The sequence below is a fragment of the Pseudomonas sp. GZJR-8 genome, from assembly GCF_002916705.1.
GTDB lineage: Bacteria > Pseudomonadota > Gammaproteobacteria > Pseudomonadales > Pseudomonadaceae > Aquipseudomonas > Aquipseudomonas synxantha_A.
In genome coordinates, this window is sequence record NZ_JXSI01000002.1 from 183,635 (window position 1) to 208,776 (window position 25,142).

22 protein-coding genes and 1 riboswitch are annotated in these 25,142 nt (G+C 60.8%); of the genes, 14 read left to right on the plus strand and 8 right to left on the minus strand.

Translation table 11 applies throughout. The annotated features are described in order from the left end of the window. Positions 1–13 precede the first annotated feature (13 nt). The 3 genes from relA (at position 14) to TK42_RS04175 (ending at position 3,816) form a co-directional block, all read left to right on the plus strand. Positions 14–2,257 (plus strand): GTP diphosphokinase, encoded by a 2,244-nt coding sequence (gene relA / locus TK42_RS04165; protein WP_032880009.1) that lies wholly within the window; start codon positions 14–16, stop codon positions 2,255–2,257. A gap of 154 nt (positions 2,258–2,411) precedes the next feature. Beyond that, positions 2,412–3,245 (plus strand): nucleoside triphosphate pyrophosphohydrolase, encoded by an 834-nt coding sequence (gene mazG / locus TK42_RS04170; protein ID WP_032880011.1) that lies wholly within the window; start codon positions 2,412–2,414, stop codon positions 3,243–3,245. Between the two features lie 25 nt (positions 3,246–3,270). Then, a complete protein-coding gene (locus tag TK42_RS04175) occupies positions 3,271–3,816 on the plus strand; it encodes a DUF2058 domain-containing protein (protein ID WP_014719402.1) in 546 nt (181 codons plus the stop codon). Between the two features lie 66 nt (positions 3,817–3,882). On the opposite strand, the gene TK42_RS04180 is transcribed toward TK42_RS04175, so the two are convergent. From TK42_RS04180 to purM, 7 genes are all read right to left on the minus strand, one after another. Beyond that, positions 3,883–5,988 carry a TonB-dependent receptor gene (locus TK42_RS04180; RefSeq protein WP_103733664.1) on the minus strand — a complete coding sequence of 702 codons (2,106 nt, stop codon included), beginning with the start codon at positions 5,986–5,988 and terminating at the stop codon, positions 3,883–3,885. After that, on the minus strand, positions 5,985–7,211 hold the full coding sequence (locus TK42_RS04185; protein ID WP_078821993.1) for an MFS transporter: 1,227 nt from the start codon (positions 7,209–7,211) through the stop codon (positions 5,985–5,987). Before TK42_RS04185 ends, TK42_RS04180 begins: the two co-directional genes overlap by 4 nt. Then, positions 7,201–9,126: an IucA/IucC family siderophore biosynthesis protein gene (locus TK42_RS04190; protein ID WP_103733665.1), complete on the minus strand. Its 1,926-nt coding sequence runs from the start codon at positions 9,124–9,126 to the stop codon at positions 7,201–7,203. Before TK42_RS04190 ends, TK42_RS04185 begins: the two co-directional genes overlap by 11 nt. A gap of 188 nt (positions 9,127–9,314) precedes the next feature. Next, complete coding sequence (locus tag TK42_RS04195) at positions 9,315–9,503, minus strand: hypothetical protein (protein ID WP_003193064.1); 189 nt, start codon at positions 9,501–9,503, stop codon at positions 9,315–9,317. Positions 9,504–9,881: 378 nt separating this feature from the next. Continuing rightward, the gene (locus TK42_RS04200; RefSeq protein ID WP_032880017.1) at positions 9,882–10,595 is read right to left on the minus strand and encodes a DUF3108 domain-containing protein; all 714 of its coding nucleotides are present in this window, start codon (positions 10,593–10,595) and stop codon (positions 9,882–9,884) included. 8 nt (positions 10,596–10,603) lie between these two features. After that, entirely contained in the window at positions 10,604–11,254 is a 651-nt protein-coding gene (purN, locus tag TK42_RS04205) for a phosphoribosylglycinamide formyltransferase (protein WP_032880020.1), read from the minus strand. Continuing rightward, positions 11,254–12,312: a phosphoribosylformylglycinamidine cyclo-ligase gene (gene purM, locus TK42_RS04210; protein ID WP_005790182.1), complete on the minus strand. Its 1,059-nt coding sequence runs from the start codon at positions 12,310–12,312 to the stop codon at positions 11,254–11,256. Before purM ends, purN begins: the two co-directional genes overlap by 1 nt. Before the next feature lie 355 nt (positions 12,313–12,667). On the opposite strand from purM, the gene TK42_RS04215 reads away from it, so the two are divergent. From TK42_RS04215 to TK42_RS04235, 5 genes are all read left to right on the plus strand, one after another. Further along, a complete protein-coding gene (locus TK42_RS04215; protein ID WP_103733666.1) occupies positions 12,668–13,708 on the plus strand; it encodes a DUF2066 domain-containing protein in 1,041 nt (346 codons plus the stop codon). A gap of 55 nt (positions 13,709–13,763) precedes the next feature. Next, positions 13,764–14,837, plus strand: a complete 1,074-nt coding sequence (locus TK42_RS04220; protein WP_078821990.1) for an AI-2E family transporter — start codon at positions 13,764–13,766, stop codon at positions 14,835–14,837. Positions 14,838–15,040: 203 nt separating this feature from the next. Next, entirely contained in the window at positions 15,041–15,745 is a 705-nt protein-coding gene (hda, locus tag TK42_RS04225) for a DnaA regulatory inactivator Hda (protein ID WP_027603798.1), read from the plus strand. 209 nt (positions 15,746–15,954) lie between these two features. Next, positions 15,955–16,584: a C40 family peptidase gene (locus tag TK42_RS04230; protein WP_005790175.1), complete on the plus strand. Its 630-nt coding sequence runs from the start codon at positions 15,955–15,957 to the stop codon at positions 16,582–16,584. A 144-nt stretch (positions 16,585–16,728) separates the two neighbouring features. Continuing rightward, the gene (locus tag TK42_RS04235) at positions 16,729–17,268 is read left to right on the plus strand and encodes a C40 family peptidase (protein WP_005790173.1); all 540 of its coding nucleotides are present in this window, start codon (positions 16,729–16,731) and stop codon (positions 17,266–17,268) included. A gap of 131 nt (positions 17,269–17,399) precedes the next feature. On the opposite strand, the gene TK42_RS04240 is transcribed toward TK42_RS04235, so the two are convergent. Then, positions 17,400–18,713 (minus strand): sorbosone dehydrogenase family protein, encoded by a 1,314-nt coding sequence (locus TK42_RS04240; RefSeq protein ID WP_078821988.1) that lies wholly within the window; start codon positions 18,711–18,713, stop codon positions 17,400–17,402. A 99-nt stretch (positions 18,714–18,812) separates the two neighbouring features. Beyond that, positions 18,813–19,059, plus strand: a riboswitch (cobalamin riboswitch). Between the two features lie 78 nt (positions 19,060–19,137). On the opposite strand from TK42_RS04240, the gene cobO reads away from it, so the two are divergent. The 6 genes from cobO to TK42_RS04270 are packed head-to-tail and all read left to right on the plus strand — an operon-like array spanning position 19,138 to position 25,119. Next, positions 19,138–19,749, plus strand: coding sequence for a cob(I)yrinic acid a,c-diamide adenosyltransferase (gene cobO, locus TK42_RS04245; RefSeq protein WP_005790169.1), 612 nt, complete (start codon positions 19,138–19,140; stop codon positions 19,747–19,749). Beyond that, positions 19,746–21,137 (plus strand): cobyrinate a,c-diamide synthase, encoded by a 1,392-nt coding sequence (locus TK42_RS04250; protein WP_103733667.1) that lies wholly within the window; start codon positions 19,746–19,748, stop codon positions 21,135–21,137. The genes cobO and TK42_RS04250 overlap by 4 nt, the downstream gene beginning before the upstream one ends. Then, the gene (bluB, locus tag TK42_RS04255; RefSeq protein ID WP_103733668.1) at positions 21,134–21,784 is read left to right on the plus strand and encodes a 5,6-dimethylbenzimidazole synthase; all 651 of its coding nucleotides are present in this window, start codon (positions 21,134–21,136) and stop codon (positions 21,782–21,784) included. Before TK42_RS04250 ends, bluB begins: the two co-directional genes overlap by 4 nt. Next, entirely contained in the window at positions 21,781–22,689 is a 909-nt protein-coding gene (cbiB, locus tag TK42_RS04260) for an adenosylcobinamide-phosphate synthase CbiB (RefSeq protein WP_103733669.1), read from the plus strand. The genes bluB and cbiB overlap by 4 nt, the downstream gene beginning before the upstream one ends. Continuing rightward, positions 22,682–23,671, plus strand: a complete 990-nt coding sequence (gene cobD / locus TK42_RS04265; RefSeq protein WP_103733670.1) for a threonine-phosphate decarboxylase CobD — start codon at positions 22,682–22,684, stop codon at positions 23,669–23,671. Before cbiB ends, cobD begins: the two co-directional genes overlap by 8 nt. Continuing rightward, positions 23,668–25,119, plus strand: coding sequence for a cobyric acid synthase (locus TK42_RS04270; protein ID WP_103733671.1), 1,452 nt, complete (start codon positions 23,668–23,670; stop codon positions 25,117–25,119). Before cobD ends, TK42_RS04270 begins: the two co-directional genes overlap by 4 nt. The last annotated feature ends 23 nt before the right edge of the window (positions 25,120–25,142 follow it).

Consider the following 25,142-nt stretch of genomic DNA (forward strand, 5'->3'; position numbering starts at 1 on the left):
GAAGGTAAGCAAGATGGTACAGGTGAGAGCACACCAGCCGATCAACACCGACGGCAGTATCAATCTCGAGGCATGGCTGGATCATGCCGTCAGTGTCGACCCGGCACTGGACCGTGAAGCCTTGAAAGCAGCCTGCGAGTTCGCTCGTGAGTCTGAGCAGCAAGACAATGCGGCCAAGAACCTGTGGGCCGAAGGCACTTCAAGCTTTCGCACCGGGTTGGAAATCGCCGAGATCCTCGCCGATCTCAAGCTGGATCAGGATTCGCTGATCGCCGCCGTGCTGTATCGCGGCGTGCGCGAGGGGCATATTCCGTTGGCAACCGTTGGCCAGCGCTTCGGCTCGGTGGTGACCAAGCTGATCGACGGCGTGCTGCGCATGGCGGCCATCAGTGCCAGCCTCAGCCCGCGCCAGTCGATGGTGCTGGGCACCCAGGGCCAGGTGGAAAACCTGCGCAAGATGCTGGTGGCGATGGTCGACGACGTGCGCGTCGCCCTGATCAAGCTGGCCGAGCGTACCTGCGCGATCCGTGCGGTGAAGACCGCCGACGACGAAAAGCGCAACCGCGTCGCCCGCGAAGTCTTCGACATCTACGCGCCGCTGGCCCACCGCCTGGGCATCGGCCACATCAAGTGGGAGCTGGAGGACCTGTCCTTTCGCTACCTGGAGCCGGACCAATACAAACAGATCGCCACGTTGCTGCACGAGCGGCGCCTGGATCGCGAGCGCTTTATCAGCGACGTGATGGGCCAGCTGCGTTCCGAGCTGCAGGCAACTGGCGTAGACGCCGACATCAGCGGCCGCGCCAAGCACATCTACTCGATCTGGCGCAAAATGCAGCGCAAGGGCCTGGCCTTCAGCCAGATCTATGACGTGCGGGCGGTGCGCGTGCTGGTGCCGGAAATGCGCGATTGCTACACCGCGCTGGGGATCGTTCACACCCTGTGGCGCCACATCCCCAAGGAGTTCGACGACTACATCGCCAACCCCAAGGAAAACGGCTACCGCTCGCTGCACACCGCGGTGATCGGCCCTGAAGGCAAGGTGCTGGAAGTGCAGATCCGCACCCACGCGATGCACGAAGAGGCCGAGCTGGGTGTGTGCGCGCACTGGCGCTACAAGGGCACCGACGTCAAGGCCGGGTCCAACCAGTACGAAGAGAAAATCTCCTGGCTGCGCCAAGTGCTGGAATGGCACGAAGAACTCGGCGACATCGGCGGGCTGGCCGAACAGCTGCGGGTGGATATCGAGCCGGACCGGGTCTATATCTTCACCCCCGACGGCCATGCCATCGACTTGCCCAAGGGCGCCACGCCGCTGGATTTTGCCTACCGCGTGCACACCGAAATCGGCCATAACTGCCGGGGCGCCAAGATCAACGGGCGCATCGTGCCGCTCAACTACAGCCTGCAAACCGGTGAACAGGTCGAGATCATCACCAGCAAGCACGGCACGCCGAGCCGCGACTGGCTGAACCCGAACCTGGGCTATATCACCACCTCGCGAGCACGGGCGAAGATCGTCCACTGGTTCAAATTGCAAGCGCGCGACCAGAACGTCGCCGCCGGCAAGACCCTGCTCGAACGCGAACTGGCGCGCCTGGGCCTGCCTCAGGTGGACTTCGACAAGCTGGCCGAAAAGGCCAACATGAAGATCGCCGAAGACATGTTCGCCGCCCTCGGTGCCGGTGACCTGCGCCTGGCGCAACTGGTCAACCTGGCCCAGCAACTGGTCGAGCCCGAGCGCGGCAACGAACAGCTGGAACTCATCCCACGCAAGGCCACGGGTTACAAACCGGGCAAGCGTGGCGATATCCAGATCCAGGGCGTGGGCAACCTGATGACGCAAATGGCCGGCTGCTGCCAGCCGTTGCCGGGCGACGCCATTGTCGGCTACATCACCCAGGGCCGTGGCGTGAGCATTCACCGCCAGGACTGCGCCTCGGTGCTGCAACTGGGCGGGCGCGAGCCGGAGCGGATCATCCAGGTCAGTTGGGGGCCGGTGCCGGTGCTCACTTACCCGGTGGACATCATCATCCGTGCCTACGATCGTTCCGGCTTGCTGCGTGACGTCTCGCAAGTGCTGCTCAACGAGCGGATCAACGTGCTGGCGGTCAACACCCGCTCGAACAAAGAGGACAACACGGCGTTGATGTCCCTGACCATCGAGATTCCGGGGTTGGACGCACTGGGACGGTTGCTTGGGAGGATTTCCCAGTTGCCGAATATCATCGAGACGCGGCGCAACCGCACCCCATGAATAGCTGGATGAACGCGAACTGAATTGTGTTAGCTGCTTCATGTGGGAGCTGGCTTGCCTGCGATAGCATCACCTCGGTTTAACTGAAGCACCGAGTCGCGAGCATCGCAGGCAAGCCAGCTCCCACATTGGATTTTCAGCGGAAAGAGATACGATGTATTCACTCGAAGACCTGCTGCACCTGATGAACCGCCTGCGCGACCCGCAATACGGCTGCCCGTGGGACATCAAGCAAACCTACGCGACCATCGTCCCGCACACGCTGGAGGAGGCCTATGAAGTGGCCGACGCCATCGAGCGCGGCGATTTCGATCACCTGCAAGGTGAGCTGGGCGACCTGCTGTTCCAAGTGGTGTATTACAGCCAACTGGCGCGGGAAGAAGGGCGCTTCGAATTTGCCGGCGTGATCGACAGCATCACCCGTAAGTTGATTCGCCGGCATCCTCACGTGTTCCCAACCGGCGACCTGTACGCACCGCTGGATATCCCGCAGTTGAGCGAAGAACAGGTCAAGGAGCGCTGGGAGCAGATCAAAGCTGAGGAGCGCGCAGAAAAGTCCGACGCTCCCGAGCAACTCTCCCTGCTCGATGATGTGCCCACCGCCTTACCTTCGTTGTCCCGTGCGGCCAAATTGCAAAAGCGCGCCAGCCAGGTCGGTTTCGACTGGCCGGCCGCCTTGCCGGTGGTGGACAACGTGCGTGAAGAGTTGGATGAAGTGCTCGAAGCCATGGCCGATAACGATCCGCAGGCCATTGCCGATGAAGTCGGTGACCTGCTGTTTGCCGCCGTCAACCTGGCCCGTCACCTCAAGGTTGATCCGGAAACCGCACTGCGCGGTGCCAATGCCAAGTTCGAACGACGTTTCCGATTTATCGAACAGGCATTGCGCGATACGCACCAACCCATAGAAGATTGCACCCTCGAAGAGTTGGACGCCCTGTGGGGCGAAGCCAAACGCCAGGAAAAGAATGTGTCCAGCTGCGGTTGAGCAGCTGCCTAAGTGAGTAAGCACCATGAGCCTTTCCCTTCGCGACCAGTTGCTCAAAGCAGGTCTGGTCAACCAAAAGCAGGCCAAGCAGGTCGGCAAAGAGAAGCAGAAGCAGCAGCGTCTGGTCCACAAGGGCCAGGCCGAAGTCGATGATACCCAGGCACGCCTGGCCGCTGAGGCACACGCCGAGAAGGTCAAGCGTGACCAGGAGCTCAACCGCCAGCAGCAGGAAAAAGCCGAGGCCAAGGCGCGTACCGCCCAGGTCAAGCAGTTGATCGAAACCTCGCGCCTGCCCAAGTTGACCACCGAGGACTACTACAACTTTGTCGATGACAAGAAGGTCAAGCGCCTGTCGGTCAACACCTTGATGCGCAACAAGCTCAGCAACGGCTCCCTGGCGATCGTGCACCACGGTGGCGGCTACGAGGTGATCCCGCGTGAAGCGGCGCTCAAGATCCAGGAACGTGCACCGGAGCGCATCGTGCAGCTCAACATCCTCACCGAAAGCCAGGTGCCGGATGAGGATGATCCGTACGCCGCCTACCAGATCCCTGACGATCTGATGTGGTAAGCCGCTAGAAACGACAAACCCCGCCAAAAGGCGGGGTTTGTGTTTTAAGCGTGCAGCGTCAGCCGGTTACCAATCCACTGCGTAACTCAGGCTGAAGGTACGGCCCTCGGCATTCGGGTACGGTGCGCGGGCATTGGCCTGGGCGAACATGTTCTGGTAGTTGCGGTTGGTAAGGTTGTACACCGCACCTTCGAGGCGACCTATCGGTAGCCTTACCGAGCCCAGCAGGTCAACCAAGGTATAGCCCTGGATATCGCGACCGTTGTTGTCCTTGGCCGCCGCGTCATAGTCGGCCAGGCGCATCCCCTGCAAGCGCAGGCTGTAGTCGTCACGCTGATAGCCGACAAAAGCGGTGGTCTTGGCGGGGGAAATACGCGTGGCGGGCAGGTCGATCCATTTGCCGTTCTGCTGGGTCTCGCCCTTGGCGTAAGCGTAAGTACCGCCGACGGACCACTGGTCGTTGACGTTATAAGTCAGGCTGGTTTCGGCACCGCGCACGCGCTCTTTCTGATTGATCAGGCGCAATACGCGGTCGTTGGCATCGTAGAACTGCGTGACATCCGAGGTGTTTTCATACGCGGTGACACTGGCCTGCCACTTGTCCCAGTCGCCACGCCAGCCCAGCTCGTAACTGTCGACTTTCAGAGCCTGGGCATTGAGGTCCTGAATATCGTATTTGCTGTTCACGTCACGCAGGAAGCGCTGGATATCCGGCAGGGAAAAGCCCTGGCTGAAGTTGACGAACACGTCCTGGTTTTCGGTCAGGTGATACACCGCCCCGAGGTTATACAGCGTGTCATCGTATTTGAGCGTGCCGCCGGGCAGTGTGGCGCGGTTGCCGGTCTGGACGATTTCGCCGTAGGCGATGCTGTCGGAGACTTTGCTCTCAATCCACTCGCGACGTATTCCACCGCGTAAGGTCCAGTCATCGATGTCGTAGGACAGCTGACCAAAGATGGCTTTGGTGGTGGTCTCAATATCCGGGCCCAGTTCGAACGTGGTCCCGGTTTTGCTGTAGCTCAGGCCATTGACCCGGTATTGGTCGCCACGCTGGCGTGAGGTTTCATGATCATAGTCAGCCCCCCACACCAGGTTGCCGGTTGCCGGGCCGATGTCCGGCATCTGCGTATCGATCGCCGCACGCAGGCCATAGACATCCTGCACGCTGTTGTTGTCGGACACGCCTGCCCGACCCCGGGACAGGTCCGGGAAGAACAGGGCGTCGGCCCGCCGCCAGTAACTTTCGACCTGCAGGCCCTGGCCGTAGAAATCCTTATCGGCGTAGTTAAGGTTGACCGCCTGGTTATGGGTGTAGGGCTGGTCGCCCAGGTCCAGGCCTTTTACCGCGACTGCGTTGCTGGTGATGCGCGGGTTCTTGGTGTAGCGGGTGTCTTGTTCGTCTTTATAGTCTTGCAGCGACAGGCTGATCTTCTTGTCGTCATCGAGCTCGTAGCCGAAGCGACCTTGCAGGTCGTAGGTGTCGGTGTCCATGTTGCTGCCCTGGGACGTATCCTGGGGAATGCGCTTGCCGTTACCGTCGAACTGGTCGTTGCGCTGCACGGTATTGCCCGACAGATACCAGTCCACTGGACCCTTGCGCCCGGTAGCGCTTTGGAACGCCTCGTAAGCGAACCCCTTGTGGCTGAAGTTATTGCCGGCGGTCATGCCGATCTTGCTGCTGAAGGCCAGGTCCTCACCCTTGTTGCGCTTGGTGATGATGTTGATGATGCCGCCCGATGCGCCTGCGCCGTAGACGCTGCTGGCGCCGGAGATCACTTCGATGCGCTCGATGCTTTCCGGTGCCACGCTGTTGAGCTGGCGGAAGTTATCGCGCGTGGCGTTTTGTGAAACCCCATCGATCAGGATCAGGGTATTACGCCCGCGAAGCGTTTGGCCGAAGTTGCTCATGCCGCCGCTGGAAGGCGCAATGCCAGGCACCAGTTGGCCGAGGATATCTGCGACCCGACGCCCCGCGCCCGTTTGCTGGCGGATCTGTTCTTCGTTGATGACCTGCACGGAGCCTGGAATCTGCGCGATGCTGGTTTCATTGCGCGTCGCCGACACCACGGTCGCTTGCAACTGCAGGCTGGTCGGCTCTGTCTGTTCGGCCCAGGCGGGGGCACTGATCGAGCCGAGAAGCGGCAGCAGAACGGCCAATTGCGATGTGTTCATGGATTTGTCTCAGAGTTATTAGAAGTATTGACAGAAAAATCGGATGTCTCAGGCGCTCGCGTACATGAACGGATGGCGCGGATACTCACGGCGGCCAATGCGTAGGTCAGTGCGACCAGCCAGAAGCTGTGCGCCAGGCCCACCCATCCCATGCCGATACCGCCTATCAATGCGCCGCACAGCGCACCTGCTTTGGCGGCGCTGTTGCCCATGCCCAGGGCGAAACCCTGCTGGCTGGACGCTACGGTATTGGCGATCAGCGTGTAGGCCACGGGCAATAAAGCACCCTGCCACACGCCCCATAGCAGCCGGCTGGCGATGAACCCCAACCACTCACTGGCCAGCGCCGTGCCGGCCAGTGTGAGCGCGCACGCCCAGGTGACCCACTCGATGATGCGCAGCGTATGCGCTGGTTGATGTCGATCGAACAGGCGGCCCCATAACGGCGCGGACAGTGCCAGGGTCAAGGCGCTGGCGCCATAGCTGGCGCCGATCAGCCACGCGGGTGCCTGCAAAACCTCGGCAACATATAAGGCGTAAAACGGTTGCGGCATCATCCTGGCCGCCTGGATCAATACGATGATTCCCAACATTGCGCCCAGCCAGCCTTTGGGCAGTGCGACAGGCTTCGATGGGCGGGCAGGTCTGGATCGTGGTGAATCGCTGGGCAAGAACGCGCTGATTATCGCGCACAACAGGCAGACGGCGGTGGCGCTGTAGCACAGCAATGCGAAACCGGATATGTCCATCAGCCAGCCGCCCAATACCGGCCCGGCCAGGGAGCCTACGGCGGTGGCTGATTGCAGCCGCGCAAGAATGTGCCCGCGTCCACTCTCACCGCAGCAGGCCAGCGCGTAGGCTTGGGCAGCTGCAATGAAACCGGCCAATGCACCTTGCACCACGCGGATGACCACCAGCCACCACGGATCGGGCGTCATCGCAGCCAGCGCCTGGCACACCGCCAATGCCAGCAACGCCCGGATGATCATCGGCTTATGGCCGGTACGGTCGCCCAGTTTCCCCCACATGGGTGTGAGGATCATCGCTGCCATCATCGGCCCGGCATATACCAGCGAAGACAGCAGGCCGGTGTACTGGGCATTGGCGACGCCCAGCAGCTTCTGGATTTGCAGCGGCCAAAACGGCCCGCTCATCTCCATCGCCCCCATCGACACCAACTGAATCACCACCAGCAGCCGCAGCGCTGTGTTGTTAGTCGGCATTGGCGGCCGCGCTCAACGGGTTGGGCAGGCGTCCGACGATATCGGCATGACTCTCCAGCAGGCGCATGCGCATGAACGACTTGGCCGGCCACGGTTGCTCCAGCAGTGCTTCGCGCTCGGCTGCCCAGCGTTGCGGTTCAACCTGTGAGCGCAGGTTGTCGAAACACTGGCTGACCTGTGCCGACAGTTCATTCCAGAGCAGCGCCTGGGGGATGTCGAAGTGGCGCGCAGCAAGCAGGATCAACTCACCCAGATGGCACATGAATACGGTGTGCAGCAGTTTGTCCCGTACGAAACCTGCGTCGTCGTACAGCGTCATCTTCGGGTCGTGTAGTTCGACGTCCAGGCTGTGGGCGTGCAAGGTCTTGCGGTCGATACGGATATCGCCGAAATCGCGCAACAGCAGGCGGCTCAATTGCCCATCTGCAGTCATGACCATGAAGGAGTTCTGCTGATGGGCCTCGAAAGCGACGCCGTAACGCAAATACATGCCCAGCAGCGCCGGCACACTGATCGCCGCGTACTCATGGAAGAACGCGAGCATGGCCGCCGCATCGTCTTTGCCTTGGCTCAGGCGCACCCATTGGCGCAGCAGCGGCTGGCCGTGTTGATCAATGGCAAACAGGCTGCCCACCGGTACGGCCATTTCCCCGGGCTTGAGCTGGCTCTGGGGATTGTCGCGATAGAGCACCGCCAGGTGGCGGGAGTGCTCGTCATTGGCCGGTTGTGGCTTGAAATGCACACCGATACGCTCGGGAACGATGCTGAGGATTTTCTGAATCGCAGGCTCGCGCTCCAGGATGGTCAGCAGCAGGTGGCTGATCCGTGGGCCCATGCGTGCCGAGCGCGGTGAGACGGTGCGCTGCACGCTGGTCAGGCGCAGCGACACCGGCAGTTTGACCATGGGCGCATCGCAACGTCCGTCAGGCAATACGGTCCTGAATGACATGGTGGGGTGGGCGGTAAACGCGACGATATCGGTCAGCACCAGCAGCTTGTCGCCGATTGCATCGGCGAACAGCTGGGGCAGCTCCTGACGTGCCTGCCAGGGATGGGCAGGCACCGGCAGATAATCGCCTGCTTCAAGGCCTTGTGCTTGAAGTGTCGCGGTTAATTGCTGCGCCGCGTGTGGAAAGTGACTGCTCCACCACTGCCAGTAATCTGCCGTCCCGGCCAACGTTTCGACATGGGCAAACTGGCGATGCAGCGCGCACAGCAGCACGGGGAAGCGTGCTTCGAACTCCGGCGAATAGTCGATGACTTGGCTGGTATCCAGGCCCAGCTTGGTCTTGTAGTTGGGGTGCCACGGGTGCCCCAATGTTCCCCACTGCTCAAGTACGGATGTCGGATTGATCGTGCCTGCACCGTGCTTGAGATGACTCAGCAGGTTGCCTTGATGTACTGGGTCCATGGACGCATGCAGCTTGAGCGTCCATTGCTCATGGAAAGCGAGGCACAAGGTGTCGTTGATGAAGCTGTCGTCGATCTCGGCATTGAGGCGGTTGAGCACTTCCAGGTCGGCAGGTGACGTGAGGCTGGCGTTAAGCAATGTCAACAACTGTGATGGGAACTGGATCTTCTGGTCGGGCTGACCTTCGCGCAACAGGATGACTTTGCCACGCAGGTCCCAGCTGGCCATGCGGCCAGGACGAAAATGATCAAAGCGCAGGCGAGCCTGACAAGGCAGTGTCAGCGAGCATTGCCCATGTTCGTCGTAAATGAGGGTGCTGGGGTCCAGCAGGCTTTCACGAAACAATGCTTGGATCAGGCGTTGGAAGCTACGTTCAGCGGCAGGTGCCAGCGTATTGACCAAGTCGTCGAGGCTGATGTGGCTGGCCTGGAATTGCGCAGTGGCAAGCGCTTCGCTCCAGCGTTCCAGTAACGCGTTTTCCGGCTTCCTGCTATTTCCGTGCATCTAATTGATTCCCTAATCGTGAGCCTGAATGAAAGGCGCATGAATGATATCGAGAATCATTATTTGTGTGTGCTTTTGTTACATTAATTCATATCGAATTTTTGACAAAAAAACCGCGCTCGAAAAGCGCGGTTTTTGATGTAGACGGCCCGGCTGCGTGGGCCGGGCGTCGACTTGATTTCAGAGTTTCAGGAGCTTTTCGCCTGGCGTTGCAATTCGAGAGTTTCAAGCTCGTTTTTATAATTGTGGGCATCGCTCTCGTTGTGAAACATGCCGACCAATACGTCTTGCTGATGGACATCCCAGATGTGAATCCCGTGGCCTACCGCCTCGTGGGACATATGCTCATCGTCGCGTTCAGTTACTTTTACAGTCATCTGCTTGCTCCAATCTCTGGTTGATCTGCGGCAAGTCGTCGCAGGCCTCTGTTATATTATTTGTTAGCTTGCTAAGTAAACTGATTTTGCGCGCAATAATTCATTGCAGAAAACGCAACAATCGCGCAGGCCGCTAAACCCGTGGCATTCGGTCGCAGGGGCATGAGTTTTATGACAAAAGTTTCATGTTTGCTTCTAGCAATAAGACCTTTGTCGGCCCTACCACCGCTATCGGGAGCAAGCCCCCTCCCACATTTGAAATGCATTCCACTGTGGGAGGGGGCGTGCTCCCGATAGCGTCATAAGCTTCACAGTAAAATTTCCAGGCAAAAAAAAGCCCCGCATTCAGCGAGGCTCTCTTCCAGCTCATCAGCGCAATCAGCTGCCTTTGACGGCCTTACCGTCAACGGTGCCATCCTGCAGCATGATGTTGTATTCCTTGCCGTCGGTCTCAACCTGGCGCAGGGCAACCAGAATGCCGCCCTGGTCCTTGGCAAACCACATCTGCGTGATGCGCTTGCTCTGGGAGGGATCACGTACGCGTTCAACCTTGATCGCGTCAATGGAGCCTACCTTGGTCTGAACCTTTTCCGGGCCAATCACACGGAAGTCATAGGTATCGACATCAGTACCTTCGGCCACTCGGTAGCTCATGCTCTTCTTGCCGGCAGCCACGTCGCGCTGAAGGGCGAGCTGATACGTGGACTTGTCGAGCATGCCGCTTTCGAGGGTGACGTTGACCGGATCCTTGTTTTCAAAGCCGGTGATTTTCTTGTTCGCCTGGTCGAAATCCAGGTTGATCTTCTTAGCCTTGCCCAAACCGCCGCGCTCGAAGCTGTAGCTCTTGGGTTGCAGGGTGTCCTTGTCGAACAGGATCACGCTGGTTTCGGTCAGGCTGGCAATCATCATCGAGGCCTTGAAGTTCAAGGTCCAGGTGCCGTCGCCGTTTTTGGTCAGGCTGCGTTCAGCCGAACCACTCATGGGCAGTTGCTTCCAGTCGGCGGTGTAGCTGACGGAGAAAGGGTGAAGGTCTGCCGCTTGTACGGCAGGCAAAGCGAACAGCGCAAAAGCGAAGAGCAGGGCGCGACGCATAAAATCTCCTAGGTTCGAATCAAGTGGCCGCTGGCCGCGAGTAACTGACCGTCCAATAATGCACCCTGGTCACCAAGAATCAACCGTCCCTCGGCAAACCAGCGAACAGCCAGCGGGTAAATCCTGTGTTCCTGGGTATGAACCCGTTGCGCAAGCGTCTGCGCCGAGTCGCCTGACTCTACCGGAACCACTGCCTGTACGACCAGAGGCCCGCCATCGAGTTCCTCGGTGACAAAGTGCACGCTGCAGCCATGCTCGCTGTCGCCGGCGTCGAGGGCGCGCTGATGGGTGTGCATGCCTTTGTACTTGGGCAGCAGGGAAGGGTGGATATTGAGCAGGCGCCCTTCGTAGTGCCGCACGAAATCAGCACTGAGGATGCGCATGAAGCCGGCAAGCACGACGAGCTTGGGTTTGAAGGCGTCGATCAGTTCGACCAGGGCGCGGTCGAAGGCCTCGCGGCCGTCGAACGCCTTGTGATCCAGCGAGCGGGTGTCGATACCCGCGTCCCTGGCGCGTTGCAGGCCGTAGGCGTCGCTGCGGTTGGAAATCACCGCAGCGATGCGCACCGGGCTGTCGCCGCTGCGCGTGCTATCGATCAGGGCCTGCAAGTTACTGCCGGTGCCGGAGAGCAGCACCACGACATCACAGGTTGCAGGCATCAGTGCGCCTTAAGGTTCTTCAGTTCAACCTGGGCTGCGCCTTCTGGAGCAGTGGCGATCTGGCCGATGACCCAAGGTTGCTCGCCGGCTTCACGCAATACGTTCAGCGCGGTTTCAACGTGCTCTTGCGCCACGCAGATGACCATGCCCACGCCGCAGTTCAGCACGCGGTGCATCTCGGTTTCGTTGACGTTGCCTTTCTCTTGCAGCCAATCGAAGACTGCCGGGCGCTGCCAGCTGGCCACGTCGACAATCGCCTGGGCGCCTTTTGGCAGGACGCGCGGGATGTTGTCCAGCAGGCCGCCGCCGGTGATGTGGGCCATGGCCTTGACGGCGCCGGTGTCCTTGATCAGCTTGAGCAGTGGCTTGACGTAAATGCGGGTCGGGGCCATCAGCAGGTCGGTCAGAGGCTTGCCGTCGAGCTGGATGTTCTCGATGTCGGCGCCGGACACTTCGATGATCTTACGGATCAGCGAGTAACCGTTGGAGTGCGGGCCGGACGATGGCAGGGCGAGCAGGGCGTCGCCGGCAGCCACTTTGGAGCCGTCGATGATCTCGGCTTTTTCCACGACGCCGACGCAGAAACCGGCCAGGTCGTAGTCTTCGCCTTCGTACATGCCTGGCATTTCAGCGGTTTCGCCGCCGACCAGCGAGCACCCCGACAGTTCGCAGCCGGCGCCGATGCCGGTGACCACCTGGGTTGCGGTTTCGACATTGAGCTTGCCGGTGGCGTAGTAGTCGAGGAAGAACAACGGCTCGGCGCCGCACACCACCAGGTCGTTGACGCACATGGCAACCAGGTCGATGCCGATGCTGTCGTGCTTGTTCAGGTTCAGGGCCAGGCGCAGCTTGGTGCCTACGCCGTCGGTGCCGGACACCAGTACAGGCTGCTTGTAGCCGGCCGGGATTTCGCAGAGGGCGCCAAAACCGCCCAGGCCGCCCATGACTTCAGGGCGCGCAGTGCGCTTGGCGACGCTCTTGATGCGTTCGACCAATGCTTCACCGGCGTCGATGTCTACACCGGCGTCCTTGTAGCTCAGGGAGGGTTGCTTGCTCATGATCCAGGCCTTTAGGGGGGGATTCAGGGGTAACGACCGAGCGGGCGGGCGCTTTTTAAAAAGGCCGCTGCCGTTGACGGTCTGCGAAGGCGCGCGATTTTATCAGGCTTGAAGGGCAGCGGCCATCCTCGGGCCGACGGGCAGGGCCATATAGATTAAAAAAGCCGGTTAAAAAATGCTGATCGGCTCTGCCAAGCGGCGTATTAAGGTATAGCCTTGAACCCGCTATCGTTATGACAGTACAAAAACTTACCGAGGCCCTGTGAATGTTTTGCCGGGTGCTGTGGTCACAGCCTGGCTAAACCGATTCACGCGGTCTGTTCCAGCCGCTAAATTTGTCGTTCGGGAATCTTCCATGCGTCTGTGTAAATTCTTCTTTGTGGGCTGTTTGTCGTTGGTCAGCCTGGCGAGTCATGCCGAAACCCTCAATGGCCTCTATCAAGTACTCGAACCGGTCAGCAGCCAGTCGCCCCAGGAGCGTGACCAGGCCACCCAGCGCGCCGTGCAGACTCTGGTGATTCGCCTCACCGGCGACGCCAAGGCCGCCGATGGCCCGGGCCTGGCGGCAATCCGCAAGGATCCGCAACAAATCATCACCCAATATGGCTACGACGCGGGCCCGCCCGAGAGCCTGCAAGTGGACTTCGACCCGGTCAGCACCGATCGCGCCTTGCGTGATGCCGGCCTGTCGATCTGGGGCAGTAATCGGCCGTCGATTCTCGGTTGGTGGCTGAACGATTCCACCGAAGGCAGCAGCCTGGTGGGCGATGGCCAGGCGGTTGCCCAGACACTGCGCCGCGCCGCGCAACACCGTGGCTTGCCGTTGCGCCTGCCGCTGGGCGACCTGGATGAGCAAGTGGTTGCCACTGCACCGAATCTGGAAAGCGCGGACGCTGCGCCCTTGCGTGCAGCCTCCGAGCGCTACGGAGCCGATGCGTTGCTGGCTGTGCATGCGCGCCAGGAAGGTAGTCAGTGGCAGGCCAAATGGCGTCTGTGGCTGGGCGATAAGTCTGAGCAAGGTACCGTCCAAGGCGCTGATACTGCCGCACTGGCAGATGCTGTATTGCTGGAGGTCAGCCAAAAGCTGGCGCCGCGCTTTGCGGTCAAGCCTGGCGTGAGCAGCGAGCAGCTGCTTGAAGTGCAAGGCATGAACCTGGAGCGATACGCCGCCCTGGGCCGGTTGCTGGAGCCCTTTGGCGGTCAGCCGCAGTTAGTGGATGGCAATCGCATTGTGTATCGCGTCAACGGCAGTGCCGAGCAGCTGCGTACCCAATTGAGCCTGGCCAAGTTGCAGGAAATTCCCGCAGGTGAAACCCCGGCCCAGCAACCTGTGGTCGATGGCACGCAACCGGCTGCTGTACCTGAGCCTCAGGCGCAACTGCGGTTTCGTTGGTAAATAGTGCTCCTTCTTCTATATAGAAGAAGGGCGTCGATAATAGATGGAGTGGTTTATGGCGGATACGCGTCGTTGGGTGTGGATTGGCGGGATAGTCCTGCTGTGCGGTTTTGTGTTCTTGCTGCATTCGATCCTGACGCCGTTTCTGGTGGCGCTGTTGCTCGCCTATCTGTTCGATCCCGTGGTGGATCGCCTGGAAAAAGCCGGTATGTCGCGTACTTTGGGCGTGGTCACGGTGTTCGCACTGTTCACGCTGATTATCACGGCGCTGGTGTTGATACTGGTGCCGATGCTGGCCAAGCAGCTGTTTCGCCTCTACGAGCTGGCGCCGCAGATGCTCGACTGGTTGCAGCACACGGCAATGCCGTGGGCCCAGTCCAAGTTCGGGTTGGCGGATGGGTTCTGGAAGTTCGACAAGGTCAAGGCGGCCATCAGCGAGCATATGGACAAGACCACCGATATCGTCACGGTGGTGCTCAGCCAGGCAACCGCTTCGAGCCTGGCGCTGATCGGCTGGTTGACCAACCTGGTGCTGATCCCGGTGGTGGCGTTTTACCTGCTGCGTGATTGGGACATCATGATGGCCAAGATCCGCAGCCTGCTGCCCCGTGACCGTGAAGAACGCATCGTCTCCCTTGCTGCAGAATGCCATGAAGTACTGGGGGCATTCGTTCGCGGTCAGTTGCTGGTGATGCTGGCGCTGGGGGTGATCTACGCAGCTGGCTTGATGGCCATCGGCCTGGAGCTGGGGCTGTTGATCGGCTTGATCGCAGGCCTGGCAGCCATCGTGCCTTATATGGGCTTTGTGATTGGTATCGGTGCGGCGCTGGTGGCCGGTCTGTTCCAGTTTGGCGGCGACCTCTACCCAATGCTGGGGATTGTCGCGGTGTTCATGGTCGGCCAGGCATTGGAAGGCATGGTACTTACGCCGTTGCTGGTAGGCGATCGGATTGGCCTGCACCCGGTGGCGGTGATCTTTGCGATCCTGGCGGGTGGCGAGTTGTTCGGGTTTACCGGCATTCTGCTGGCGCTGCCGGTGGCGGCGGTGATCATGGTGCTGGTGCGTCATGTTCACGACTTGTACAAGGATTCGGACGTGTATACGGGCGTTGATGAGCCCGAGTTGTAATCGCAATGTCACAAACCCGGCCAAGGCCGGGTTTGTTGTTTCTGGCGGTGGTGCGTCAAACAATCCGCGTGAAACCGCCAAGTTAACGCAAACCTTTGATTTTGCTTGTGGTCTGCTGCATTGTGCACCCGGCGTCACGGGTATAAACTTTGCAAACTTTACACAGAGGCCACTAACGGTTCGATGGGAGCCGTTCAGTCAGCATGAAACCGATTCAGCTGCCCCTAGGTGTGCGTCTGCGTGATGACGCTACCTTTATCAATTACTACCCAGGCGCCAATGCCGCTGCACTCGGCTATGTGGAGCGGCTTTGCGAAGCCGACGCCGGGTGGACTGAAAGCCTGATCTATCTGTGGGGCAAGCATGGCGTGGGGCGTACCCACCTGTTGCAGGCCGCGTGCCTGCGTTTCGAACAGATGGGCGAGCCGGCAGTGTATTTGCCCCTGGCCGAGTTGATGGACCGCGGCATCGGCATCTTCGACAACCTTGAGCAATACGAACTGGTGTGCCTGGACGACTTGCAGGCGGTGGCCGGCAAGGCGGATTGGGAAGAAGCGCTGTTTCACCTGTTCAACCGCCTGCGCGACAGCGGTCGTCGTTTGCTGATCGCCGCTTCCACATCGCCTCGTGAGCTGCCGGTGAAGCTGGCCGACCTCAAGTCGCGCCTGACCCTGGCGCTGATCTTCCAGATGCGCCCGTTATCCGATGAGGACAAGTTGCGTGCCCTGCAGCTGCGTGCTTCCCGACGTGGCCTGCACCTGACCGACGAAGTCGGGCACTTTATCCTGACTCGTGGCACCCGCAGCATGAGCGCGCTGTTCGATTTGCTTGAGCAGCTTGACCAGGCTTCGTTGCAGGCGCAAAGAAAATTGACGATTCCTTTTCTGAAAGAAACGCTGGGTTGGTAAGGCGTTGATTTGCCACTAATCGGCATTTTACGGGCGCCAGAAAACCTGCGTTTGAGCCCAGCGGGCCACGCAAGTGCAGTGATAAATGGAATTACGGCTTAGATGGCATAGTCCAAACAATAAGTCACATAGATCACGATTGAATTTGCAAATCGATGTGATAGAGGGCATAGTCTCGGCTTCTTTACACATCAGCCACGGTCGTGCCCATGCTAAATCGCTTCGCACCCCTCGTGCCTCTCGCACTCGTTACCCTATTGTTTGGTTGCGCCTCCCACCCTCAACAGGTGGCAGAACAGCCCAAACCACAGGTTCAAAATCAGGCCAAGTTCGTTGCTGCACAGTCTGCTTCTGTTTATGAAGAAGAGATGGCAACCGAAAAAGAACTCGCCGAGTTTTCAGACAGCAAGCCTTACCAGCTGCCCCTTCTGGCCGACAGCATTCTTGAACGCGGCAAGTCCCTGATCGGTACTCGTTACCGTTTTGGCGGCACCTCTGAAGCCGGTTTCGATTGCAGCGGTTTCATCGGTTATCTGTTTCGTGAAGAAGCTGGCATGAACCTGCCTCGCTCCACCCGCGAAATGATCAACGTGGATGCACCGTTGGTCGCACGCAACAACCTCAAGCCGGGCGATCTGCTTTTCTTTAGTACCAGTGGTCGTGGTCGTGTCAGCCACGCCGGTATCTACCTGGGCGATAACCAGTTTATCCACTCCAGCAGCCGCCGCAGCGGTGGTGTTCGGGTCGATAACCTGGGCGACAGCTACTGGAGCAAAACCTTCATCGAAGCCAAGCGCGCACTCGCCATGGCCCCGACTACGGTTACCGCTAGTAAGTAAAGTTAAAGTGATACTTGAAGTTTGACGTGTAAGCGCTAGAATCCCTGGACATTGTTGTTATCCGTTCGCGCGAGCTTTGCTTGCGCGTTCTGGTTTTCAACGTTCGGCAGCGAAAGCCGCATCCAGACCAGGATTGTTCTGCACATGTCGACCTCGGCCCGCCTGATGCTCATTGTTTGCGCCGCGCTGCTCAGCGCCTGCGCCAGCCGTCCACCGCCGCCCGCGCCTGTAGCGGTCAAGCCCAAGCCGGTATTCAACTACGCCACCCAGAATTTTTCGCCTGCTGCCGAAGACGTGCTCTTCCGTGCGCTGGGCCTGGTCGGCACGCCTTATCGCTGGGGCGGCAACACACCGGATTCGGGGTTTGATTGCAGTGGCCTGATCGGCTTTGTGTTCCGCGACGCCGCCGGCATTTCCCTGCCGCGCACCACCCGCGAACTGATCGTGATGCGTGGCCAGGACGTCAGCGAGCAGAACCTGCAAACCGGTGACTTGCTGTTCTTCGCCACAGGCGGTGGTTCACGGGTCAGCCATGCGGGAATCTATGTCGGGGAAGGGCGCTTTGTGCATGCGCCGCAAACCGGCGGTACGGTTAAGCTCGACACGCTATCCAAAGCGTATTGGCAGAATGCCTACCTGAGTGCCAAGCGGGTTTTACCGGGGAATCTGGCACGCAACCCTTGAGTCGTACATAGATCCAGTGTGGGAGGGGGCTTGCCCCCGATAGTGGTGTAACAGTCGGCACATACTCAGCTGACAGACCGCAATCGGGGGCAAGCCCCCTCCCACATTATTTGCAATGCTCTTGAGATGGGTTACTTGGCTGCAGAAACCCGCCACACCTTATTGCCCACATCATCAGCCACCAGCAAATCACCCTGCTGATCAATCACCACGCCCACCGGCCGGCCCATGGCTTTCTCGTCGCTGTTGAGAAACCCCGTCAGCACATCCACCGGCTGTCCTTTCGGCTGGCCCCCTTCAAACGGCACAAAAATCACCTTGTAACCACTGTGCGGCTTGCGATTCCACGAACCATGCTGGCCGATAAACGCGCCGTTGCTGAATTGCGCAGGCAACTTGCTGCCCTCGGCGAAGGTCAGCCCCAGTGAAGCGGTGTGCGGGCCTACCGCGTAGTCTGGCGCGATGGCTTTGGCAACCAAGTCCAGGTTTTGCGGCGTGACGCGAACATCCACATGCTGGCCGTAATAGCTGAAGGGCCAGCCATAGAAGCCGCCATCCTTGACCGAGGTGATGTAGTCCGGCACCAGGTCGCTGCCGATTTCATCGCGCTCATTGACCGCCGTCCACAGCTTGCCGCTCTGTGGTTCCCAGGCCATGCCATTGGGGTTACGCAGACCGGAGGCAAAAATGCGGTGTTGGCCGGTGGCGCGATCGACTTCCCAGATTGCAGCTCGGCCTTGCTCGACGTCCAGGCCGTTTTCGCCAACGTTGCTGTTGGAGCCGACGCTCACATACAACTTGCTGCCATCCTTGCTGGCCACCACGTTTTTCGTCCAGTGGTGGTTCAAGGGGCCACCTGGCAACTCCACGACTGTTGTGCCTGGGGATGTGATTGCGGTTTCACCTGGCTGATAAGGAAAACGCAGCAACTTGTCCGAGTCCGCCACGTACAGGTCGTTGCCCACCAGTGTCATGCCAAACGGCGAATTCAGATTTTGCAGAAATACCGTACGCGTTTCGGCCACGCCGTCATGATCGGCATCGCGCAACAACGTAATGCGGTTCGGGCTCGGCACACCGGCACCGGCGCGGCCCATGACTTTTTCCATCACCCAACCCCGCACGCCTTTGGTGTCGTCTGGCTTGGGTGGCGCATTGGTCTCGGCCACCAACACGTCGCCGTTGGGCAGTACGTAGAGCCAGCGTGGATGCTCCAGGCCCTCGGCGAATGCGGCCACTTGGGTGCCGGCGGCAGCCGTTGGCTTGGCGCCTTCAGGCCAACCGATCGCCGGGGCGATGTTGACGGTGGGAATCAGCGTCTTGTTCGGCTCCGGCAGTTTGGGCGAGGGCCCGGTGCCATCGGAGACTTGCAAGGTAGAGCTTTCGCCGCAGGCGGCGAGGCTGCCGGTGAGCATGATCAGTAAGGCCAGTCGGGTTTTAGGCATGGTTTTCTCCTTGATACCTGTAAGGGTAGAGAAGCACGCTGTACGGATGGTTCAAGTACAAGGCCAGCTTTAATTGACGCTCCACCCCCAACCCACTAACCTTCGCGGCTTGTTCCAGGTGCTCTGTGGCGTGCGCGTCGACAGGGTGAAACAGGGAAGCCGGTGAGCGAGCGCACTTGTACACAGTGCTGCCGCGATTCCGGCGCTGCCCCCGCAACGGTAAATGAGTCAAGACGGTGCTGTTTGCCACTGTATCGCCCGCGATATGGGAAGGCGCGCCCTCGGCTGCTTCGACAAGACGCGCCACTCATGAGTCCGGAGACCGGCCTTGAACATTCAACAGCATCACGGTGGGCGATGCTTGGCTGTCTGTTTTTTCTTTTTCCTGCCCGCCGTTTTTGTCCAGCCCCAACGGAGAGCTGCCATGACCGATTCCCCCGACCGCGACGAACGCCACCTGGCGCGCATGTTGCGCAAAAAAGCCGTGATCGACGAGCGCATCGCCAATTCGCCGAATGAGTGCGGCTTGTTGCTGGTATTGACCGGCAACGGCAAAGGCAAGAGCAGTTCGGCCTTCGGCATGTTGGCCCGCGCCATGGGCCACGGCATGCAGTGCGGTGTGGTGCAGTTCATCAAGGGCCGCAACAGCACAGGCGAAGAGCTGTTCTTCCGGCGCTTCCCCGAGCAAGTTCGCTTCCACGTCATGGGCGAAGGCTTCACCTGGGAAACCCAGGATCGTCAACGCGATATCGCCGCCGCCGAAGCAGCTTGGGCGGTGTCGCGGGCAATGCTCAATGACCCTTCCATTGGCCTGGTGGTGCTGGATGAACTGAACATCGCTCTCAAGCACGGCTACCTCGACCTGGACCAGGTACTAAGCGACCTGCAAGCCCGCCCGCCGATGCAGCATGTGGTGGTCACTGGCCGTGGTGCCAAGCCTGAATTGATCGAAATGGGCGACACCGTCACCGAAATGGGCATGCTCAAGCACGCGTTCCAGGCCGGTATCAAGGCACAGAAGGGCGTTGAACTTTGAATCAGCCCCGCCAATGCCCAGCCGTCTTGATCGCCGCTCCGGCGTCCGGCCAAGGCAAAACCACGGTCACCGCTGCGCTGGCCCGTTTGCATCGCAACCTGGGGCGCAAGGTGCGCGTGTTCAAATGCGGGCCGGACTTTCTCGACCCGATGATCCACGAGCGCGCCAGCGGTGCGCCGGTGTATCAATTGGACATGTGGATGGTGGGCGAGCAGGAAAGTCGTCGTTTGCTGTGGGAGGCGGCGGGGGAGGCCGACCTGATCCTGATCGAAGGCGTGATGGGGCTGTTCGACGGCACCCCCTCCAGCGCCGACCTGGCGCGGCACTTCGGCGTGCCAGTGCTGGGGGTGATCGACGGGACTGCCATGGCCCAGACCTTTGGTGCCCTGGCCCTGGGCCTGGCGCGCTATCAGCCCGACCTGCCGTTCGCCGGCGTGCTGGCCAACCGTGTCGGCACCTTGCGCCATGCCCAGTTGCTCGAAGGCAGCCTCACGGAGGGCTTGCGTTGGTACGGCGCGTTATCCCGCGAGACCGGTATCGAACTGCCGAGTCGCCACCTGGGCCTGGTGCAAGCCAGCGAACTCAATGACCTCGATGTACGCCTGGATGCTGCCGCCCAGGCATTGGGCAGCAGCTGCGAAGTGGCCCTGCCGCCGCCCGTGACCTTTGCCGCGCCCGAAGTGATCAAGGCCGAACCGTTACTTGCCGGTGTGCGTATCGCCGTCGCCCGTGACGAAGCCTTTGCCTTTACCTATGGCGCCAGCCTGGATTTGCTGCGGGCCATGGGCGCAGAGCTGACATTCTTCTCACCTATTCATGATTGCCAACTGCCGCAGGCAGACAGCCTTTACCTGCCAGGCGGGTACCCGGAGCTGCACCACCAGGCGCTGTCGGCAAACACCTCGATGCTGGAGGCCATCCGTGCTCATCACGCCGCCGGCAAGCCACTGCTCGCCGAATGTGGCGGCATGCTCTATCTGCTCGATTCGCTGACGGATGTAGAGGGCGCCCGAGCCGAACTGGTTGGCGTGCTGCCAGGCGATGCGGTGATGCAAAAGAAACTCGCGGCACTGGCCCTGCAAAGTGTCGAATTGCCGGAAGGTACGTTGCGCGGGCACACTTATCACCACTCCTTGACCAGCACCGCATTGGCGCCGATCGCCCGTGGCCTGAGCCCTAACGGCGGGCGCGGGGCTGAAGCGGTTTACCGACAAGGGCGGCTGACCGCTTCCTACGTGCACTTTTATTTTCCGTCGAATCCTGGCGCGGTGGCCGCGTTGTTCGCGCCAGACCTTGAGACCGCTATCGCAGGCAAGCCAGCTCCCACAGTTGACCGAGTTGAAACCCAATCCAATGTGGGAGGGGGCTTGCCCCCGATGAGGCCATGACTGACAACGCCTTCCCCGAGGCCGACCGCCAGGCCGTTTACCGCGCCATCGCCGAACGCCGCGACATGCGCCACTTCACCGGCGGCAGCGTCGCCCCGGAACTGTTGCACCGCCTGCTCCAGGCCGCGCACCAGGCACCCAGTGTAGGCCTGATGCAACCGTGGCGTTTTATCCGCATCAGCGACCGCTCATTGCGCAGGCAGATTCAACAGTTGGTGGAAGAAGAGCGCGCGCGCACCGCGCAGGCCCTGGGCGAGCGCTCCGATGACTTCATGAAGCTCAAGGTCGAAGGCATCAGCGACTGCGCCGAGGTGCTGGTGGCTGCACTGATGGATGATCGCGAGCGCCACATCTTCGGGCGCCGCACCTTGCCGGAAATGGACATGGCGTCTCTATCTTGCGCAATCCAGAACCTGTGGCTGGCGGCGCGCGTGGAAGGCCTGGGCATGGGCTGGGTGTCGCTGTTCGAACCCCTGGCGTTGGCCGAACTGCTGGGCTTGCCAGCCGGCGCGAAACCCCTGGCCGTACTGTGCCTGGGGCCGGTGGCTGAGTTCTACCCGGCACCGATGTTGCAGCTCGAAGGCTGGACCGAGCCGCGGCCGCTGAGTGACATGCTGTATGAAAACAAGTGGGGAGTGAGTCAATGAGTGTGGCCTTGCTGTGTGTCGCTGCGGTGGCGCTGGATGCGCTGCTGGGTGAACCCAGGCGCTGGCATCCGCTGGTGGCGTTCGGCAACTTCGCCGAGCGCATCGAGCAGCGTTTCAATAGCGGTGGGCGTGGCTGGCGCAGCCATGGCGTGACCGCGTGGTTTATCGCAGTAGTGCCTCTGACCTTGCTGGCCACCGCGTTATCGTGGGCGCCATATATAGGCTGGCTCCTGGAAATCCTGGCGTTGTACTGCGCCTTGGGCATGCGCAGCCTGGGCGAGCATGTGACGCCGGTGGCCCAGGCCCTGCGCAGCGATGATCTGGATGAGGCACGCAAACGCGTGAGTTACCTGGTCAGTCGCCAGACCAGCGAACTGGACCGCACCGAAGTTGCGCGCGCCGCAACCGAGTCGGTGCTGGAGAACGGCAGCGATGCGGTATTCGCCGCATTGTTCTGGTTTGTGGTGGCGGGCGTGCCAGGCGTGGTGCTTTATCGCCTGAGCAACACCCTCGACGCCATGTGGGGCTATCGCAACGAGCGCTTTGAGCGTTTTGGCTGGGCGGCTGCAAAGATCGACGATGTGCTCAACTACATTCCTGCGCGGCTGGTGGCCTTGACCTACGCGCTATTGGGCAAAACCCGCCGGTCTCTCAAATGCTGGCGAACCCAGGGCCCGACGTGGGACAGCCCTAACGCCGGTCCGGTGATGGCTGCCGGTGCCGGTGCGTTGGGCGTCGAACTCGGTGGCGCAGCGATTTATCACGGCGAGGTGCATCAGCGCCCGCAGTTGGGCGAAGGCCCGCCGGCCGATGCCGACTCCATTGATCGTGGCTGGCACCTGGTGCAGCGCGGCGTATGGTTGTGGCTGCTGGTCTTGTGCGTAGGGGCGCAAATCTATGCTTGAACACGGTGGTCGGCTGCGAAAGGCCGCGATTGAATACGGGATTGCCGAAGCGGATTGGCTTGATCTGTCCAGTGGCCTGGCGCCCTGGCCGTGGCCGATTCCCGAGATCCCGCTGCGTGCCTGGGCCCGCTTGCCGGAAACCGATGACGGCCTGGAGAAGGCCGCCTGCGAGTATTATGGCGCCGCCCAGTTGTTACCGGTGCCGGGCTCCCAGGCCGCGATCCAGTTACTGCCGCGCCTGCGCCGCTCCGGCAAGGTCGGCGTGCTTTCGCCTTGCTATGCCGAGCACGCCGAAGCCTGGCGCCGCGCCGGTTATGTGGTGCGTGAAGTGCAGGAGCAGGAGGTCGACTTCTTTCTCGACAGCCTCGATGTGCTGGTGGTGGTCAACCCCAACAACCCCACGGGCCTGAGCCTGCCCCCGCAACGCTTGCTGGACTGGCACGCGCGGCTGGTCCAGCGCGGTGGCTGGCTGGTGGTGGACGAAGCGTTCATGGACGTGACCCCCGATTCAAGCCTGGCGAGCCATGCCGATCAGGTCGGTCTGATCGTACTGCGCTCGTTCGGCAAGTTTTTCGGCCTGGCGGGTGTACGCCTGGGCTTTGTGCTGGCCGAACGCAAGTTGCTCAAGTTGCTGGCCGAACAGGTCGGGCCCTGGGCAGTCAGCGGGCCGACGCGGGTATTGGGCCAAGTATGCCTGCGCGATACGGATGGGCACACCCGCCAGCGCAATCGATGCATCGAAGCGGGCCAGCGCTTGTTCGAACTGCTTGAGCGCAGAGGCTTTCAACCTCACGGCGGCTGCGCATTGTTCCAGTGGTTGATCACGCCTCATGCCGAGCGCCTGCACGAATTCATGGCCCAGCGCGGCATCCTGCTGCGCCTGTTTGTGCACGACAGCAGCGTACGTTTCGGCTTGCCCGACACCGAAGCCGACTGGTTGCGGCTGGACGAGGCTTTGGCCGCATACAAGGAAGCCACATGAGTACACTGATGGTGCAGGGCACAACCTCCGACGCCGGCAAGAGTACCCTGGTGACCGCGCTATGCCGTTGGCTGGTGCGCCAGGGTGTCGCGGTGGTGCCGTTCAAGCCGCAGAACATGGCGCTCAACAGCGCGGTGACGGCCGAAGGCGGCGAGATCGGCCGCGCCCAGGCAGTGCAGGCCCAGGCCGCCAACCTGGCACCCCACACCGATATGAACCCGGTGCTGCTCAAGCCCAACAGCGACACCGGCTCGCAAGTGATCATCCACGGTCGCGCCGTGACCAGCATGAACGCCGTGGCCTATCACGACTACAAAGCCATTGCGATGCAGGCGGTGTTGGCTTCCCACGCACGTTTGAGTCAAGCCTATCCGGTGGTGATGGTCGAAGGTGCGGGCTCCCCGGCCGAGATCAACCTGCGCGCCAATGACATCGCCAACATGGGTTTCGCCGAAGCGGTGGATTGCCCGGTGCTGTTGATCGCCGATATCAATCGCGGCGGCGTGTTTGCCCATCTGGTCGGTACCCTGGAATTGCTGTCGCCCAGCGAGCAGTCACGGGTCAAGGGCTTCATCATCAACCGTTTTCGCGGTGATATCACGCTGTTGCAGCCCGGCCTGGATTGGCTGGAGGCGCGCACCGGCAAGCCGGTTGTCGGCGTGTTGCCCTACGTGATGGACCTGCACCTGGAGGCGGAAGACGGCATCGACCAGCGCCAGATCGACAAGGCCGCCCACGTGCTCAAGGTGGTGGTGCCGGTGTTGCCGCGTATCAGCAATCACACTGACTTTGACCCGCTGCGCCTGCATCCTCAGGTGGATTTGCAGTTTGTCGGGCCGGGCCAGGCGATGCCTGCGGCTGACCTGGTCATCCTGCCTGGCTCCAAAAGCGTACGCAGCGATCTGGCCTTCTTGCGCGCCAATGGCTGGGATGCGGCCGTGGCGCGGCATCTGCGTTATGGCGGCAAGGTGCTGGGGATTTGCGGCGGTTTGCAGATGCTGGGTGAGCAGGTGCATGACCCGCTTGGGCTGGAGGGTGTGGCCGGGTCCAGTGCCGGCCTCGGGCTGCTGGCGTTTACCACAACGCTGGAGGAGCACAAGCAACTGCGCAATGTGCGCGGACGCTTGGTGCTCGAAGATGCTGAAGTGAGTGGGTATGAGATTCACGCGGGTGTGACATCAGGCGATGCCCTGCTCAGCGCTGCGGTGCTGCTGGACGATGGTCGCAGCGATGGCGCGCTGAGTGCTGATGGGCAGATTCTCGGCACCTACCTGCACGGGCTGTTCGAAACACCGGCGGCGTGCAGTGCCTTGCTGCGGTGGGCCGGATTGCAGGAGGTGCAAGAGGTGGATTATCACGGGTTGCGCGAGCGTGATATCGAGCGGTTGGCGGACTTGGTGGAGAACCACCTGGATACGGATTTATTGCGTCGATTGTGCGGGATTTGACGGCATGTATAGGACGCAAATGT

What these genes read in the sequence shown, in the direction of transcription:
- relA (WP_032880009.1), top strand. Translation starts at nt 14, where the DNA reads ATGGTACAGGTGAGAGCACACCAGCCGATCAACACCGACGGCAGTATC.
- mazG (WP_032880011.1), top strand. Translation starts at nt 2,412, where the DNA reads ATGTATTCACTCGAAGACCTGCTGCACCTGATGAACCGCCTGCGCGAC.
- TK42_RS04175 (WP_014719402.1), top strand. Translation starts at nt 3,271, where the DNA reads ATGAGCCTTTCCCTTCGCGACCAGTTGCTCAAAGCAGGTCTGGTCAAC.
- TK42_RS04180 (WP_103733664.1), bottom strand. Translation starts at nt 5,988, where the DNA reads ATGAACACATCGCAATTGGCCGTTCTGCTGCCGCTTCTCGGCTCGATC.
- TK42_RS04185 (WP_078821993.1), bottom strand. Translation starts at nt 7,211, where the DNA reads ATGCCGACTAACAACACAGCGCTGCGGCTGCTGGTGGTGATTCAGTTG.
- TK42_RS04190 (WP_103733665.1), bottom strand. Translation starts at nt 9,126, where the DNA reads ATGCACGGAAATAGCAGGAAGCCGGAAAACGCGTTACTGGAACGCTGG.
- TK42_RS04195 (WP_003193064.1), bottom strand. Translation starts at nt 9,503, where the DNA reads ATGACTGTAAAAGTAACTGAACGCGACGATGAGCATATGTCCCACGAG.
- TK42_RS04200 (WP_032880017.1), bottom strand. Translation starts at nt 10,595, where the DNA reads ATGCGTCGCGCCCTGCTCTTCGCTTTTGCGCTGTTCGCTTTGCCTGCC.
- purN (WP_032880020.1), bottom strand. Translation starts at nt 11,254, where the DNA reads ATGCCTGCAACCTGTGATGTCGTGGTGCTGCTCTCCGGCACCGGCAGT.
- purM (WP_005790182.1), bottom strand. Translation starts at nt 12,312, where the DNA reads ATGAGCAAGCAACCCTCCCTGAGCTACAAGGACGCCGGTGTAGACATC.
- TK42_RS04215 (WP_103733666.1), top strand. Translation starts at nt 12,668, where the DNA reads ATGCGTCTGTGTAAATTCTTCTTTGTGGGCTGTTTGTCGTTGGTCAGC.
- TK42_RS04220 (WP_078821990.1), top strand. Translation starts at nt 13,764, where the DNA reads ATGGCGGATACGCGTCGTTGGGTGTGGATTGGCGGGATAGTCCTGCTG.
- hda (WP_027603798.1), top strand. Translation starts at nt 15,041, where the DNA reads ATGAAACCGATTCAGCTGCCCCTAGGTGTGCGTCTGCGTGATGACGCT.
- TK42_RS04230 (WP_005790175.1), top strand. Translation starts at nt 15,955, where the DNA reads ATGCTAAATCGCTTCGCACCCCTCGTGCCTCTCGCACTCGTTACCCTA.
- TK42_RS04235 (WP_005790173.1), top strand. Translation starts at nt 16,729, where the DNA reads ATGTCGACCTCGGCCCGCCTGATGCTCATTGTTTGCGCCGCGCTGCTC.
- TK42_RS04240 (WP_078821988.1), bottom strand. Translation starts at nt 18,713, where the DNA reads ATGCCTAAAACCCGACTGGCCTTACTGATCATGCTCACCGGCAGCCTC.
- cobO (WP_005790169.1), top strand. Translation starts at nt 19,138, where the DNA reads ATGACCGATTCCCCCGACCGCGACGAACGCCACCTGGCGCGCATGTTG.
- bluB (WP_103733668.1), top strand. Translation starts at nt 21,134, where the DNA reads ATGACTGACAACGCCTTCCCCGAGGCCGACCGCCAGGCCGTTTACCGC.
- cbiB (WP_103733669.1), top strand. Translation starts at nt 21,781, where the DNA reads ATGAGTGTGGCCTTGCTGTGTGTCGCTGCGGTGGCGCTGGATGCGCTG.
- cobD (WP_103733670.1), top strand. Translation starts at nt 22,682, where the DNA reads ATGCTTGAACACGGTGGTCGGCTGCGAAAGGCCGCGATTGAATACGGG.
- TK42_RS04270 (WP_103733671.1), top strand. Translation starts at nt 23,668, where the DNA reads ATGAGTACACTGATGGTGCAGGGCACAACCTCCGACGCCGGCAAGAGT.